Below are 15,272 nucleotides of genomic sequence, written 5' to 3'. Positions count from 1 at the left end.
AGGGCAGTGGATTATCGTCAGGAAATTCGGGAGTTTATCGGGAACAACCTCACCATGGATCATGAGGACACTCAAATTAATGATAATGACAATTATTTTGAGCAGCGGTTCGTCAATTCGCTCTTTGCGATGCGTTTGGTGGACTTTGTAGAGCGTAGATTCCAGATTGAGATAGCAAATGAAGATCTGGATTTGGCTAATTTCTGCACGATTAACCGTTTGCATGATCTTATTGAGAGAAAGTTGACTGAGAAGGAGGCGGCACTATGATTACAGCTAATCAGGCATCCATTCGTCCAGTCACAAGTCCGGCAACCAGCCCGTCCAACAAATATATGTATTTGTTTTTGGGAATTTCCTTTGGCACATGTTATGGAATCGCAAGTTTGTTCTTGTTCTTTGCGGATTTTATTGTACCCATAACAGGTGAGTTAACCTTGATGCATCCACTTGCGATCGTTGCTCTGTATTCACCTTCCATTGCCGGATTAATTACATGTTATGTGATGGGCGGAACGGAAGCATTAAAAGGAATGTTTATGAAGCTGGTTCCGCGCAGACAGGACCTGTTCTGGATACCGCTCATTATTGGAATTTCCATCATCTTTGCATCAACAATGCACTTTGGTTCTTTGTTATTCGGCATACCGGTCCCTGAGTTGACATATAGTGTACCTGAAATGATCTGGTTGGGAATTGTGAATCTGATCAAGGAGACGGGGCTGATTGGTGGGCTGTTTGGCTGGATCGGATTTTTGCTTCCATTCTTGCAAGGGAAGTTAAAAAATAATATAACAAGTGGTCTGATTACCGGCCTGTTGTTCGGATTATGGGTGCTTCCGGGATACTTGATTTCCTCATTTGGCACCTCAACCACTTACATATACTATGTTGTTCAGCTTATGGCATTTATCGTGTTCCAAAGTTATATCTTCAATGCAACCAAAGGTACACTTCTGTTTTATCTGCTTGCATTCTGGCTTGTAGCCACAGGAAGTCAAATTGATTTGTACTACTTTAATCCGCAAGTTCAAATTATGCAATTCTTCTTTTTTGCAATATCGGCTATTGTCATACATGTCATCTTCAAGCGTAAAAATGTGGATAATTCACTTCAGACATTCCCTGCATATGTTCTGGAAAGAAAGTAAGCCTGGTTAAGGTGGTGGATAAGTGATGGAACCGATCTACTTGGAGCAGCTACAAAAGGGGGAGGGAAACAGACAAATGGTCTGTTTTCCTTATCTCGGTGGCAACTCCAACAGTTTTCAGCCCCTAGTGCCGTACCTTCCTGACACGGAAATTTGGGCGTTTACGCCCCCGGGTCATGGTCTGAACACCGAAACACCCCTGGAGCATATGCAGCAACTCGTAGAACTGTATACCAGCAAGCTGCTGGATGTTATACAGCCTGGCAGTCTGTTATTTGGACATAGTCTGGGAGGAATTACAGCCTACTTCGTTGCGCAGCGCTTATATCAGGAACGTCCAGATGTAGCTAAAACGCTGCGGCTTGTGTTATCAGCCTGCAACACGCCTGACGAATACGGGATGCAGAATTATGATCGGATGTCAGACGAAAATCTGATTGATCATCTGTTTTCCTATGAAGCTCTCCCGCAAGAACTGATACATGAAAAAGAATTATTGAATTATTTTCTGCCCGTCATCCGGGCGGATTTCAGGATGCTGGAATCTGCAGCAACGCTTGAATATGAGCCGCTCTCATTGCCGGTGTTGTATCTGTGGGGAGAACGGGATGGTACCGTTACCCTTCAATCCGCGTTGAGATGGGGCCGATATTTTGGCACATCCATGAAGCTTCAAACCATCAAAGAGGGTGCTCACATGTTCATGATGCATCAACCTTCAACGGTGGCGCATTGTCTGACAAGCTTTATGACTCCAGATAAATAGGAACAACTTGTAGATGAGAGGAGCCATGTTCGTTTATGCTGCTACGAATGCTGAGAAACGATATAACGAGAAAAAAAGGGATTACGGCTGCTTTATTTATTTTTGTACTGCTGGCCGCCTTGCTGGTATCTTCGGGGTCACGAATGATTATGGAACTGACGAGTTCCATCCAATATCTATTTTCTGAATCCAAAACACCACACTTTGTGCAAATGCATGCCGGAGAGATCGATCAGGCCAAAGTGAACACATGGGCTGAAGAAAATGCCATGGTCCAGCAACATCAGATTGTGGAAATGGTCAACATTGACGGCTCTAATCTGTTTCTCGGAGCAGAGTCCGAAAAGAACAGCGTTATGGACATTGACTTTGTTACACAGAATCAGGGTTTCGACTATTTGTTGAATCTAGATAGTGAGATTATTCAGGTTAACGATGGCGAGATCGCGGTTCCGGTATATTACATGCAGCAAAAAAAATTGAGCGTGGGCGACCAGGTTCGGATCGATAATGGTCAATTTAAGCGTTCTTACACCATCGTTGATTTTGTCCGTGATGCTCAGATGAATCCATCGGTTGTGCACTCCAAACGTTTTATTGTGAGTGATGGGAATTTACAGGAATTGAAGCAGGGCATCGGAGAGATGGAGTATCTCATCGAATTCCGGTTGACCGATCCCGGACTGACGAGTGAATTTACCCAGGCTTACCAAAATGCCGGACTTCCCAATGCGGGCCCAGTCGTAACCTATGGGCTATTCCAGGTACTGAATGCCATGACCGACGGAGTTATTGCAGCCGTTATTATTCTGGTCAGTCTTGTGCTGATTCTGATCGCGATGCTTTGCATCCGATTCACGATGCTTGCGACCATCGAAGAGGATTATCGTGAGATTAGTGTCATGAAAGCGATAGGGATCGCAGAGAAGGATATTAAGAGACTGTATCTGATGAAGTATATATTTATGGCCGGATTCGCATCCGTGCTTGGTTACATTGCATCACTTGGCGTTAACAGACTATTTGTTTCCAACATCATGTTGTATATGGGAAAAGCACCCGCAACCCTGTTGCATTTCGCGATTCCGTTATTAGCCGCTGGAATAATATTTGCCATGGTTGTTCTGTTCTGTCGAACGGTACTGCGGCGTTTTCGTTCCATCTCCGCGGTGGATGCTCTCCGTACCGGGAGCCTGGGAGATACACAGATCATTCGAAACCGGCTTAGTTTGTCCCGCAATCGCTGGTCTTCCGTACCTGTCTTTCTTGGTCTGAAGGAAGTGATACAGCGAATCAAGATGTTCCGATTATTGTTGTTCGTCTTTGTAGTCAGTTCATTTATTATGATTGTGCCGGTCAACTTCCTGAACACTTTGCAGGCGCCAAGTTTTATCTCTTATATGGGTGTTGGACAAAGTGATATTCGCATTGACTTGAGGCACACAGACGATGTGGAGCAGCGTTACGATAATCTGGTTGCCCAGATCCAAAATGATAAAGACATCAAAACGTATTCCCCATTGGTAACAAGCCAGTTCAAGATTAAAAATGCGGAAGGAAGTTACGACAATCTGAGTGTGGAAACTGGGGATTTCAGTATTTTCCCATTGTCTTATGTTAGCGGTAATGCGCCAACAACCGAGAATGAAATTGCGTTATCGGATGCCAACAGTAGCGAGCTGCGCCTGAAGACTGGTGAGCAACTTACTTTGCTGGTTAATGGCAAGGACCAGATGATGACGGTCAGCGGAATATACCAGGACGTTACAAATGGTGGGAAAACGGCGAAGGCCTTATTGCCCTACAACAAGGATAGTGTGTTGTGGTATGTGGTCAGTTTGGATCTGAATAATCGCGGGGACATGGCTACCAAAATTGCTGAATATGAGGCGGCTTTCTCGCCAGCCAAAGTAACCGATCTTCAAGGTTATTTGGATCAAACGTTAGGCGGAACCATCCAACAATTGAAATTGGTGACGATGCTGGCCTTGGTCATCGGTGTCTTCATATCTATTTTAATTACAGCACTGTTCCTTCAGATGTTAGTAGCCAAGGACAACAACGACATTGCTGTACTGAGAAGCCTTGGGTTTGCCTTGTCTAAAATCAAGTTCAAGTATGTCGTAATGTCACTTCTCATATTAATCTTAGGGGTTGTTACTGGAACGATATTGTCCAATACGTTGGGTCCGTTGCTGGTTAGTGCCATTATGTCGACGTTCGGAGCTTCCAATATTGTTTTTGTTGTTAACCCGTTACAGGCATATATTTTGTGTCCATTGTTACTTGCAGGCACGATTGTACTAACAGCATGGATTAGCATCCAATCGATCAAGGAAACAAGCATATCCAAAATGATTGTCGAATAGGGAGGATCAACGATGACAACTATACTTGAGGCTAAAGACGTGAATAAATCCGTAGCGATCGGCGAGAATGAAGAACATAACATCTTAAAAGATATCAACCTTCAATTAAAAAAGGGAGAATTTGTTTCCATCATGGGGCCATCTGGCTCAGGCAAGTCTACCTTACTGTACAACATAAGTGGTATGGATCAGATTAGTGCTGGAAGTGTCTATTTTAATGGCAAAAAAATATCGGCTTTTGAGGAGAGGGATCTGGCAAGTCTACGTTTGACCAAGATGGGATTCATCTTTCAAAATATTCATCTGCTCAAGAATCTGAATCTGTTAGACAATATCGTACTTTCCGCGTATCTGGCCAAGAATAGCAGCAGAGAAACGATTAATACACGGGCAATGTCATTAATGAAAAAAATGGGGATTGATGAGCTGGCTGGGCATAACATCACCCAAGCCTCAGGCGGACAGCTTCAACGGATTGCCATCTGCCGTGCGCTGATTAATAATCCAGATATTCTATTCGGCGATGAACCAACGGGGGCACTGAATTCCAAATCAACGTATGAGATCATGGATATTCTGGGCGATATTAATGCAACGGGTACAACCATTCTGCTGGTGACCCATGATGTGAAAGTCGCTGCCAGATCGGAACGTGTGCTGTTTATGATGGACGGTAAGCTGGTTGCAGACAGAAATATTGGGAAATATGCAAGAGAGCGTCAGGATCTAAAAACAAGGGAAAGCCATTTGGCGCAATGGTTGACTGAAATGGGGTTCTAAAAAAAGAACTTCATGACTACAATAGACCGACAGTCGGTCGAACGTATCGGAGGCCAGGATATGAGACTGATAAAAAACCCGGAAGAACGCAGGAATGAGATTTTGGATGCGGCCGAGATTCTGTTCGTAACAAAGGGATATACCAAAGCTACGGTCATGGATATCCTACAGGCGTGCAACATTGCCAAGGGTACATTTTATTATTATTTTCAGTCCAAGGAAGAGGTTATGAACGCCATCGTCATGCGTTTTATTCTGAGCGGGGAGGCATCGGCCAGGCACGTGGTGTCCGATCCCAAACTGAATGCCCATGACAAAATTTTTCGCATCATGATGGCGCAGAATCAGCCTGATGGCAGAAAACATGATCTCATCGAGCAATTGCACAGTGTTCATAATGTGGAGATGCACCAAAAGAGTCTTGTAGAGACGGTAATTCGATTAAGTCCCATCTTGGCCGAGGTGGTAGAGCAGGGCATTCAGGAGGGGGTATTTCATACACCTAACCCAAAGGAATCCATCGAATTCCTGCTCGTATCGTCACAATTTTTGCTGGATCGAGGCATCTTTCAATGGGAGGAGGAAGAACTCCAAAAAAAGGTTGAAGCATTCACACATATTATGGAACGTGTGCTGGGAGCAGAACAAGGAAGCTTCGCCTACGTCACTCGTCTTTATTTTCCGAATCAAGGTTAGCCGAGAAAGGAGTATCATCCATGGAACATACTGTTCAAAAATCATTTAAAAAGTTTCTGGTAGTATGGTTCGGTCAGCTCATCTCCATGATTGGAATTGGACTTACAGCCTTCTCCCTGGGGGTGTATGCCTTCGAAAAAACGAATACGGCAACAAGTGTTGCATTGATCACCTTATTCACGTTTCTGCCGAATATCCTGCTTCGACCTATTGGAGGGGTACTGGCAGACCGATTCGACCGTCGAACGATGATGATTATCGGCGACCTGGGGTCGGCAGCCGGTTTGATTTTCATTCTGTCCATTATGCTTACAGGAGATATCCAATTATGGCATATCTATGTGGGAGTAGCCTTTAGTTCCGTGTTTTCCGCGTTGCAGAGCCCGGCATATAAGGCCTCTGCTACGGACCTGCTGGATAAGGATCAGTTCTCGAAAGGAAGCGGTCTTGTACAACTGGCTGAATCCTCGAAGTTTCTGTTTTCACCCATCATTGCGGGCATTTTGCTTAGTATAACAACCATTGAAGTCATTCTGGTCATTAATATTCTGACATTCCTGGTTGCCATTCTGGCTGTGCTGGTTATTCGGAAGAGCATGAAGGTGGAGCGTGAGGATCGAGAAGGAAAAAACTGGATCACCGATATTCAAGAGGGCTGGAGAGAAGTTGTAACCAACAAGGGAGTATTGTTGCTGGTGGTGATTATTTCACTTGTCACCTTTTATCTGGGATTCCTGGAGACACTCATTGGTCCGATGCTTCTGTCATTCACGGATGCAAAGACACTTGGAACGTTTCAGTCTGTTAGCGCCATCGGCATGCTGATTAGCAGCTTGTGCATCGGCATATTTACAATAACAAAGAGATATGCAAGTGTGCTTGTGATGGGTCTAATTTTGTGCGGCTTATCTTTCTCGCTTCTGGGGATATCCACCAATATTTATTTTATTATCTTCGCAGGTTTCCTGTTCCTGTCATCGCTGCCGTTTGTCAATATGAGCGCAGATGTGCTGGTGCGAAACAATATCGCCAACGATAAGCAGGGCAGGGTATGGGGAATCATTGGTATTCTGTCACAACTCGGGTTTATTATCGCGTACAGTTTGGCTGGATTTCTGGCCGACCATGTGTTTAATCCGTTGCTGATGGAGGGGGGAGCACTGGCTTCGTCTGTTGGTCAAATTATTGGAACTGGGCCAGGCAGAGGTATTGCCTTTCTGTTTATCATCGCGGGTCTGTTTGTTATTCTGATCGCAATAATCACATCCCGTTTGAAAATGATCAAATCTCTGGAGCAGAGCCCAGATATAACAGCTCCATCCGATGTTGGCGGGTTGGCGCACGATTAATTCGAATCCAACTGCGTAAGCCCTTGTCCGCAGCAGCGTGTGATACTTCTTCTGTACGAAGAAGTTATTCACACGATGAGCAGACAAGGGCTTTTTGTGCTGAGGAGTCAGCAGATGTACTTAGACAAGATGCGTTTGTGTATTTGGATTGTCGGTGGAGCTTATCCTTTAACCGCCCCAGAAGTTAGTCCTCCTACAATATACTTTTGCCCAATGAGGAATACAATCAACACAGGCAATGACGTGAGCACGATATCGGCACTGACCAGATTCCACTGGGCACTGAATTGTCCAAAGAAGTTATATACAGCCAGCGTCATCGGCCACATCTCCACTGTATTCAGCATATAGAGCGGGGCAGTAAACTCATTCCAGACACTCAGGAAATTAAGAACAAATACCGTTACCAGCACCGAGGTTAACAAAGGTACAATGATTCTCAGGAACAGCTTGATCCCATTACATCCGTCCATGATCGCGGCTTCATCCAGCTCCTTCGGGATGTTAGACACAAACGCATACGTAATGAACAGCGAGATTGGAATCCCCATAGCCGTATAGAGCAGAATCATGCCGACATGTGAATTGATCATGCCCATCGACTTCATCACTTCCATCAGCGGAATGTAGTTGAGCGGCAGTGTGATACCAAGAATCAGGAAGAAGTACAGAAACTTGCTGAGCCTCGAATGGTTGCGGGATAACGTGAAGGCCGAGAAGGCCACAACAAACACTAACAGCAGAGAAGAGGCCCCGGAATGCAGCAGGCTGTTGAAAAAGGAACCGCCCAAATGTCCCTGTTCATAGACGATTTTGTAATTTTCGAAAATAAACTTCTCGGGCAACGTCAGTTTAAGCACTTTGGCCTCGGCGTCCGACTTGAATGAATTCAGTACAATGACGACAAAAGGAATCAGGACCACCAGGCTAAGCAGCCAGGCGAGTACATTTAACCCGATCGAAGCCAATCTTTTTCTTAATCGCATGTCAGTATTCCACCTTTCGGTTCATCAAACGAATGATGAAAAAGGAGATGATCGCCATGATGACAAACAGAATGGTAGATAGCGCACTTCCGAGTCCCCAATATCCTTTGGCAAAAGAGGAATAGACCGCTGTATTAATGACATCTGTTGCGTTACCGGGGCCACCGTTGGTTAACACGTATACGGCATCGAATACTCTCAGCCCGTACGTAATATTAAGCACCGTGGCGATGGTAATGGTAGGCATCAGCATCGGAATGGTGATTCGGAACAGCTTCTGCCCGAAGCCGGCGCCATCAATGGATGCTGCTTCGTAATAATCACGTGGAATGGCGAGTAGTCCGGCGATGAACAGCACCATGATGTACCCCATGCCTTTCCACGTATCCACTGCCATGATGGATGGCATGGCCCAGGTCAGGGAGCCCAGCCAGTTCTGGGCGAGAACGTCCAGTCCCATGGAACGTAGGGTTACGTTAACGAACCCGTTGTTGGGGTCGAGCAGACTTTTGAACACAAGTCCAACAATCAGGAACGACAGCACCTGCGGGGAGAAGATGATCATCCGATGCAGATTGGCGGCCTTTACACCGCTGACCAGCAGCAGGGCCAGAAACAAGCCGAGAACCGTCTTGGCGATGGATGTCACGAGGGTGAAGAGGACTGTGTTTTTGATAAAAAGAAGATAGGTCGGATCACCCGCCAATATGGTACGGAAATGCTCCAGACCGATAAAGTTCTTCTCCGAACTGTAACTGTTCCAGTCAGTGAAGGAATAATAGATGCCCAGCAGGGCGGGAGCAACGATGAACAGCAGATATAATACAATCGCTCCGGATGAGAAATACCAGGGATAGATTTTGTTTGCATTCATAACCGGTAACACCTTTCCTTCCTGCCAAAATACATGAGCGGGCAAACGCCCGCTACATGTAACGTTGTTGTGCGTTTGTGTTTATCTGAAATATGCGTGGTTACTGCCACTTCTCATCTTTCAGCACTTTGGCTTGTTCAGCACGGCGTTTATCAATATTTTGCAGAATCTGATCCGGTGTCATTGCGCCGGCGAACATGCCTGACAAGTCTTTGCCAATATCCATCCATTGTGGATCAATGTATTTCACAGCGGCCTGCATGACCGTACCTTTTTCATGATTTTTCTCATAATCAATATAGTCCTGTGTCAGCTTTGGTTCGATTTCCGGCCAACAGATCGTCAGATTGCCTTCACCTTCATCGAACACACGCTGCAGATGATCATGCTCGGTAATCCAGCGGAAGAATTTCAGCACTTCTTCGGGATGTTTACTGTTTTTGTTACCAAACATCGCAGCTGAACCGCCCGGATTCACACCAATCGTCTGATTATCTCCCCACGGCATGACGAAGAACCCCATATTGTCTTTCATTGCCGGATACGCTTCGGAGACTTCCTTTTCCGTCCCTGGAACCCGCAGTAACATCGCTGCCTTCTCCTGACCAAACGCTTCAATTCCCGCTTCTACCGTATTGGACAAGAAGTCTTTGCCGAAATAACCGAGATCCGCAAATTCCTTCAACTGTTCAATGACCGTCTTGAGTTGCGTCATATCCGCGACTTTCATCTCATTATTGTTTAATTTCTCGTAGGTTCCCGCTGTTGTTTGCTCATAGTTAGGTCCCGTTTCGAACAAAGGCAGAACCTGATACCACCCGCTGGCAGGTGCCTGATAGAATGGAATAATGTCTTTATCCTTAATTTTCTGGCTGATCGCCTTGAATTCGGCATAGGATGTAGGAGGCTCTATACCGAGCTCTTGGAAGATACGTTTGTTATAGTACACATACCAGATTTTCGTTGGCGCAAAAGAAACCCCGTACACCTTGTCATTGTGACTGACGGTTGGCAAAATCTCTTCAGACATCCGACCTGTGAATTCCTCATTGGTCAGGTCAATGGCATTTTCCTCCGGTCTTACGTTAGCCGGCATGCTCAGTGGGTCCACATCGACATTGAAAATATCAGGTGCTTCGCCAGAAGCGAGCTTCACCTTGATCAGGTCACGCCACTGTGCGTCAGGTACGACCTGGAAGTCAATTTTGACACCCGTCTCCTGCTCATATTCCTTGGCCATCGTCTGCATGATGCCTGTACGCGGAATACCGGATTGGCTTGTTCCAAACGTGAGTGTCACCTTACCCGAACCTTCCGTACTTTTACCTGAGTTGCACCCGGCAAGCAGCAGAGTGGAGAGCAGGAGCACACTTGCAAGCGAAAATAGAAATCGTTTTCTCATCATTGAACCTCCCGGAATATAAAGAAAATTGTCACTTGCCGAAACGCTTAATGTAAGCGTATTCTTATGTGGATAACTTTACTGTGAACAGCGGATGTGCTCAATAGACAAAAGCGTTCTGTTGGGTGGACATTTTCGAATGGTGTGACAGATATCATCATAGGACGAGGTGTGTGGGGATTGCGATATCGATTTGGAACGCTTCAGCAAAGTCTGTTTGCCTATTACTCTGCGGTATTTATTATCTTTTCGCTGATTGTGGCGGGGCTTCTGTATGTTTTTCTCGCAAGTGACATTCGTCATCGAAGTGAAGAACAGCAGAGACAACTGGGGGTATCCATCGTCAGTAACTTGGATCAGGAAGTGGTGAAAATGAACAACTTTTCCATGAATATCGTGTACTCCAATCTGGTCAAAGAACACTTCAGTCACTACTTGGCACCAGCAGAAGGCAGTGAGCAGACAATGACGAGTGATCCGGCATTGTACAAGGATACAACCACACTAATTGATGTCATTCTCGCGATCATCAGCAGCTCCAACACAGCCCAACAGGCCAATATCTATGATGTGAATGGCAAGATGCTGGGAGCGGGTGCATTCAACGGTCAACTGTCGGTAGACCTGACTCAGCGACCGTGGTACAAGGAAACCTGGGAGCGGAGTGGCTGGCGGGTGATCCAATTGTTAGAGGGCGGAGCTTTGCCCATGCCGACCGGCGAGGGAAAATCGGATCAACCTTACATTTCGCTTACCCGGGTATACAAAGATGGCAATTATGTCAGCCAGGGTGTCGTTGAGATTTTGCAGGATGCCGGAACCCTGTTCCAGCATTTGAATGAATTGCAGGCGAATAACAACGATCTTCGGATCTATGTAGTGGATGAACAAAATACACGGTTGTATCCACTTTCTTCGGATGCCGATGTTTCTCAAGCAGGCCATTTCGATGATGTGGACTTGATTCAAAATCTTTCATTTCCACCTGATACGATGCAGGAGATTACCGATCCTTTGAGTCAGTCCAAACAAATGATGACGTACATGACGTCACAGGAGACGGGATGGACCGTTATTGTCATGCAGTCCAAACAATCCCTTTTCGCGAGTCTCAATCGGATGGCTGTGATGTTTATCGGTGCCACGTTAGCTACTCTCATGCTGATTCTGGTTCTCTCGTATCTGATTTCCAAAAGGGTTACTTTGCCGCTGCATCGTTTGCAGCGCATTATTCAGAAAACGGGTGAGAATGATCTGGTATCGGGTCAGGATTCCGGTCAATTGTTCAAGCTGGAGCATCCCGGTTCTATTCGGGAGATGGATGAGCTGAATGATACGTTTATACGGCTGAATCAACAGCTTGTACAGTCTTTTCAGGACAGGCTGGCGATGAAATCTCAGGAGACAGAAGCGAGATTACTGGCGTTGCAATCCCAGATGAACCCGCATTTTCTCTACAACAACATCACTAATATTAGCATCATGGCGGAAGAAGGCATGAATGAGCAGATTGTCGCGTTCTGTGCCAATATTGCGTCTATGCTGCGTTATATTTCTACTCCGGGTAAGAACGGAGTTCCCCTGTCTCAAGAATTGGATTATTGTGAGCGATATCTGGAGTGTATGAAGATTAGGTTCGAGGATGATCTACACTATGAGTTTCATATTCCGGATGAGATGCAACATATTCAGGTTCCAATGTTAATGGTACAACCACTACTCGAAAATGCCATGAAATATGGACTGGGTGATACCCCTCCATGGAAACTGAATATTACTGGAGAGTTGGATCCGGTACAGCAGACCTGGCAGATCCACGTGGAAGACAACGGGCCTGGCATGGAACCCGAGGCACTTGCCAAGATCATGCATTATATCGAACAGTCACAGGAGTGGGAGCGTATGCCTGACCTCGAAATTAACGGCATGGGACTCAAGAATATATGGGTCCGATTGAAATTATGGTATGGCACAGCAGCCCACATGCAGATTACGAACAAGCCTTCCGGCGGTGTCCAGATTACTATAGGCGGTTCCATTCGAAAGGAGCATGACTGAACCCATGACAATCAAATATAGAACGATTATTGTGGAAGATGAAGCCTTGATTCGCCGGAATGTCTCGCGCAAATTCAGAGAGCTGGATACCCGGTTCGAGGTGATTGGTGAAGCGAGGAACGGTCAGGAAGCGTTACAGCTCATTGAACATTCCGTACCTGATCTGGTTGTAACTGATATACAGATGCCGGTAATGAATGGATTGGAACTCGCCAAACATCTGTATTTTGCCTATCCGCATGTGAAAATTGTCATTCTGAGTGGTTATCATGAATTCGAATATGCACGGCAGGCAATCAGTTACAAGGTGGAGGATTATCTGCTCAAACCATTATCGGAAGAACAGCTTCGGACACTGCTGGATGCGATGGAATTGAAGCTTGGGAGCGCTGTGGATTCGCTTGCCCATGTCAGTGCCGTGCTGGATGAGCAGGTGAAGCCGGAGGATATCGCAGAGGCTGTTAAGTTGTATTTGAAGCAGAATTACATGCATGAGATTACACTCCAGGACATGGCGGGACAGATGCATTTTAGTGTGGACTATCTGGGAAAGTGCTTCAAGAAGGTGACGGGGGAGACTCCCCTGAAATATATGACAGGTCTGCGGATTAATGAAGCGAAGCGCATGCTCGTCACTCACGAGAATATGGATATCAAGACCATTGGTGGAGCGGTAGGGTATAGTGATTCCCACTATTTCAGCCGGATCTTCAAAAACAAAACGGGCATGTACCCTAGCGAGTACCGACTGCAATTGCAGGAACGAAAAAAAGCCCTGTCCATGGATGATGAGCACCATGTTGACTTGAGCTGATTACTGGGCCAGAGCTTCTTCGGTTATTTTGCGAATATCAAACGGGGAGCGAATACCTTCTTCGATCATGTCGGGGAGAATCTGTTCCAGGAAATACTGTACACAGTGGAGGTCGATATTTTTGATTTTGACCAAGGCATAACGGTACATAACGATAAATTCTTTCTCCGTATTGCCACGTTGGAGCTCAGCAAAGGCTTCATATACCTGATCCATCTTGTCTGCGACTTCGAGAATCAGTCCTTCAACCGATTGGTCTTTGCCCTCACGCAGCTGTCTGCGGAAAATAGGCTGGAACTCTTCAGGAATATTTTCATTAATGAAATGTTCAACCATGCCTTCTTCCACCTTTTGCAGCATCGAACGCAGCTCCAGTGAATAATGTTTGACTGGTGTTTTGATATCACCGATGAAGATTTCGCCATAATCATGACTGCTGGTAATCTCGTATAACTTTTTCCAATCAATGCTTACGCCTTGCTGTTCTTCAATATCGGCCAACGTTTTGGCGTACTGAACCACTTTCCAGGAATGGGCGGATACACAATGTTCTTCGAATTTGAATTTGCCAGGGGTCCGAATAATGCGTTCAAGATCATTCAGTGATCTGAAGTACGTATGAATTCCCATAAGAAGAGATCATCCTTTACAAGTTAGGTGGGCGTATACACTGACTATACTTCAGTTATATTAACCACGGATTAACGATGTATACATTGAATGTAAAATGAAGCCAAAAAGCCACGATGGGTGACTGAACGTGAGTTCGTCATCCATCGTGGCTTCATCTGCAAATATTATGCTACCTAACGTAGATAAGTGCAATAAGTCAACTATTATGCCTTTTTTCGTACCGGTGAAGTGTACCAGTACGCCATGCCGACAAAGAGGGCACCACCGATGATATTACCAAGTGTCACCGGAATCATGTTGTGGAACCAGCCTGCCATCGTGATTGTATCCGGGTGGTTTGGCAGCAACCAGGATAAAGACAGCAAAGTCATATTGGCAACACTGTGCTCATAACCACTTGCGATAAATGCGTACAGACACCACCAGATAAGAACAAGTTTGGCGATATCTTCTTTGGAGCGAGCGGCCATCCAGATCGCCAGACAGACGAGCCAGTTACAGAGAATGCCTCGGAAGAATAACTCGGATACGGGCGCTGCCATCTTTTTGGCAGAGACGGCAAACAGCAGATGTTCCGGTGTGGCCGTTTTAAACAGGCCGCTACCGACTATAAGTAGACTTAATAGAATTGCGCCGAGCAGGTTACCAACAAAGACGAGCCCCCAGTTCTTCAACGTTTCGTTCACTGTGGTTCGGCCAGCCAGTGTACTCATGGTAAAGAACATATTGTTACCTGTAAAAAGTTCCGATCCGGCAAAAATGACCAGCGTGAGCGCGAGTCCGAAGGACATGCCCATCAACATGGTTTGCAGTGGTGACTGAGCTGCAAGGAGCGGAGCACCAATACTGAAGATCAGAACGATGCCAAGTCCTACATAGGCACCAGCCATCAAGGCAGCAACCATATAACGTGGCAGGCTTGCGTTCATTTGATCCCGTTTTTTAACCGCAGCTTCAATAATTCCCTCAACACTTGGTGTATACATTACGGTTTCCCCCATTATTTTGCATCAATCTTTGAACGTTTCAATGGAGCTATATTTCAATCCAGACCTGGCCGTTCTCTACCTTCACCGGATACATCTGTACTTGACCGTTGTCCGGTGCTTGCACAAGACCGGTGGTCAGGTCGATTTTCCAATCATACAGCGGATCGTACAGATAATGCCCGGACACGATGCCTTCAGCCAGCGGCCCACCCTTAGGGTGGGGATTGTGATTATCCGCAGCGAAGATGGTTCCATCCGATGCACGAAAGACAGCAAGCTGTTGATCCTTAATTTCAACTACTCTTCCGATTCGTGGCAGGAATTCTTCAACTACTCCGGCAGGGAAGTAGGTGCCTGATTGTTTGGTCGTCATCTTAAACCACTCCTTATCTATATTTAACATTC

General features: G+C 45.9%; 15 protein-coding genes. 9 read left to right on the top strand and 6 right to left on the bottom strand.

Annotation, left to right across the window (positions count from 1 at the left end; genetic code table 11):
- The first annotated feature begins 6 nt into the window (after positions 1–6).
- From AC4E8D_RS22340 to AC4E8D_RS22310, 7 genes are read left to right on the top strand one after another with little or no spacing between them, the layout of a single operon-like run.
- A complete protein-coding gene (locus AC4E8D_RS22340; protein ID WP_017687156.1) occupies positions 7–270 on the top strand; it encodes an acyl carrier protein in 264 nt (87 codons plus the stop codon).
- A complete protein-coding gene (locus AC4E8D_RS22335; RefSeq protein ID WP_339305121.1) occupies positions 267–1,151 on the top strand; it encodes a hypothetical protein in 885 nt (294 codons plus the stop codon). The genes AC4E8D_RS22340 and AC4E8D_RS22335 overlap by 4 nt, the downstream gene beginning before the upstream one ends.
- A gap of 25 nt (positions 1,152–1,176) precedes the next feature.
- Entirely contained in the window at positions 1,177–1,917 is a 741-nt protein-coding gene (locus tag AC4E8D_RS22330; RefSeq protein ID WP_339305119.1) for a thioesterase II family protein, read from the top strand.
- Positions 1,918–1,952: 35 nt separating this feature from the next.
- Positions 1,953–4,286 carry an ABC transporter permease gene (locus AC4E8D_RS22325; protein WP_490205222.1) on the top strand — a complete coding sequence of 778 codons (2,334 nt, stop codon included), beginning with the start codon at positions 1,953–1,955 and terminating at the stop codon, positions 4,284–4,286.
- A 12-nt stretch (positions 4,287–4,298) separates the two neighbouring features.
- Positions 4,299–5,066: an ABC transporter ATP-binding protein gene (locus tag AC4E8D_RS22320; protein WP_047843824.1), complete on the top strand. Its 768-nt coding sequence runs from the start codon at positions 4,299–4,301 to the stop codon at positions 5,064–5,066.
- A 60-nt stretch (positions 5,067–5,126) separates the two neighbouring features.
- Positions 5,127–5,762, top strand: a complete 636-nt coding sequence (locus AC4E8D_RS22315) for a TetR/AcrR family transcriptional regulator (RefSeq protein ID WP_076214243.1) — start codon at positions 5,127–5,129, stop codon at positions 5,760–5,762.
- Positions 5,763–5,782: 20 nt separating this feature from the next.
- Positions 5,783–7,111: an MFS transporter gene (locus AC4E8D_RS22310; RefSeq protein WP_036668528.1), complete on the top strand. Its 1,329-nt coding sequence runs from the start codon at positions 5,783–5,785 to the stop codon at positions 7,109–7,111.
- 161 nt (positions 7,112–7,272) lie between these two features.
- Here AC4E8D_RS22310 and AC4E8D_RS22305 read toward each other — a convergent pair whose 3' ends face one another.
- The 3 genes from AC4E8D_RS22305 to AC4E8D_RS22295 form a co-directional block, all read right to left on the bottom strand.
- Entirely contained in the window at positions 7,273–8,097 is an 825-nt protein-coding gene (locus AC4E8D_RS22305) for a carbohydrate ABC transporter permease (protein ID WP_076214249.1), read from the bottom strand.
- A 1-nt stretch (position 8,098) separates the two neighbouring features.
- The gene (locus AC4E8D_RS22300) at positions 8,099–8,971 is read right to left on the bottom strand and encodes a carbohydrate ABC transporter permease (protein ID WP_017687164.1); all 873 of its coding nucleotides are present in this window, start codon (positions 8,969–8,971) and stop codon (positions 8,099–8,101) included.
- 100 nt (positions 8,972–9,071) lie between these two features.
- On the bottom strand, positions 9,072–10,376 hold the full coding sequence (locus AC4E8D_RS22295) for an ABC transporter substrate-binding protein (RefSeq protein WP_339305114.1): 1,305 nt from the start codon (positions 10,374–10,376) through the stop codon (positions 9,072–9,074).
- A 93-nt stretch (positions 10,377–10,469) separates the two neighbouring features.
- Here AC4E8D_RS22295 and AC4E8D_RS22290 point away from each other — a divergent pair, with 93 nt between their 5' ends.
- Together AC4E8D_RS22290 and AC4E8D_RS22285 are read left to right on the top strand one after the other, a co-directional pair.
- Positions 10,470–12,431: a cache domain-containing sensor histidine kinase gene (locus AC4E8D_RS22290; protein WP_490205221.1), complete on the top strand. Its 1,962-nt coding sequence runs from the start codon at positions 10,470–10,472 to the stop codon at positions 12,429–12,431.
- 4 nt (positions 12,432–12,435) lie between these two features.
- Positions 12,436–13,245, top strand: a complete 810-nt coding sequence (locus AC4E8D_RS22285; RefSeq protein WP_036668535.1) for a response regulator transcription factor — start codon at positions 12,436–12,438, stop codon at positions 13,243–13,245.
- Here AC4E8D_RS22285 and AC4E8D_RS22280 read toward each other — a convergent pair whose 3' ends face one another.
- From AC4E8D_RS22280 to nirD, 3 genes are all read right to left on the bottom strand, one after another.
- Positions 13,246–13,875, bottom strand: a complete 630-nt coding sequence (locus tag AC4E8D_RS22280) for a YfbR-like 5'-deoxynucleotidase (protein ID WP_221821926.1) — start codon at positions 13,873–13,875, stop codon at positions 13,246–13,248.
- Between the two features lie 206 nt (positions 13,876–14,081).
- Positions 14,082–14,864, bottom strand: coding sequence for a formate/nitrite transporter family protein (locus AC4E8D_RS22275; protein WP_339305110.1), 783 nt, complete (start codon positions 14,862–14,864; stop codon positions 14,082–14,084).
- A gap of 49 nt (positions 14,865–14,913) precedes the next feature.
- Entirely contained in the window at positions 14,914–15,240 is a 327-nt protein-coding gene (gene nirD, locus AC4E8D_RS22270) for a nitrite reductase small subunit NirD (RefSeq protein ID WP_076214275.1), read from the bottom strand.
- Positions 15,241–15,272: the final 32 nt, after the last annotated feature.

This window comes from Paenibacillus sp. SRL342 (assembly GCF_984798905.1).
This window is presented reverse-complemented; position numbering and strand designations above follow the sequence as displayed.

What these genes read in the sequence shown, in the direction of transcription:
- AC4E8D_RS22335 (WP_339305121.1), top strand. Translation starts at nt 267, where the DNA reads ATGATTACAGCTAATCAGGCATCCATTCGTCCAGTCACAAGTCCGGCA.
- AC4E8D_RS22285 (WP_036668535.1), top strand. Translation starts at nt 12,436, where the DNA reads ATGACAATCAAATATAGAACGATTATTGTGGAAGATGAAGCCTTGATT.
- AC4E8D_RS22330 (WP_339305119.1), top strand. Translation starts at nt 1,177, where the DNA reads ATGGAACCGATCTACTTGGAGCAGCTACAAAAGGGGGAGGGAAACAGA.
- AC4E8D_RS22315 (WP_076214243.1), top strand. Translation starts at nt 5,127, where the DNA reads ATGAGACTGATAAAAAACCCGGAAGAACGCAGGAATGAGATTTTGGAT.
- AC4E8D_RS22320 (WP_047843824.1), top strand. Translation starts at nt 4,299, where the DNA reads ATGACAACTATACTTGAGGCTAAAGACGTGAATAAATCCGTAGCGATC.
- AC4E8D_RS22295 (WP_339305114.1), bottom strand. Translation starts at nt 10,376, where the DNA reads ATGATGAGAAAACGATTTCTATTTTCGCTTGCAAGTGTGCTCCTGCTC.
- AC4E8D_RS22325 (WP_490205222.1), top strand. Translation starts at nt 1,953, where the DNA reads ATGCTGCTACGAATGCTGAGAAACGATATAACGAGAAAAAAAGGGATT.
- nirD (WP_076214275.1), bottom strand. Translation starts at nt 15,240, where the DNA reads ATGACGACCAAACAATCAGGCACCTACTTCCCTGCCGGAGTAGTTGAA.
- AC4E8D_RS22310 (WP_036668528.1), top strand. Translation starts at nt 5,783, where the DNA reads ATGGAACATACTGTTCAAAAATCATTTAAAAAGTTTCTGGTAGTATGG.
- AC4E8D_RS22300 (WP_017687164.1), bottom strand. Translation starts at nt 8,971, where the DNA reads ATGAATGCAAACAAAATCTATCCCTGGTATTTCTCATCCGGAGCGATT.
- AC4E8D_RS22280 (WP_221821926.1), bottom strand. Translation starts at nt 13,875, where the DNA reads ATGGGAATTCATACGTACTTCAGATCACTGAATGATCTTGAACGCATT.
- AC4E8D_RS22275 (WP_339305110.1), bottom strand. Translation starts at nt 14,864, where the DNA reads ATGTATACACCAAGTGTTGAGGGAATTATTGAAGCTGCGGTTAAAAAA.
- AC4E8D_RS22305 (WP_076214249.1), bottom strand. Translation starts at nt 8,097, where the DNA reads ATGCGATTAAGAAAAAGATTGGCTTCGATCGGGTTAAATGTACTCGCC.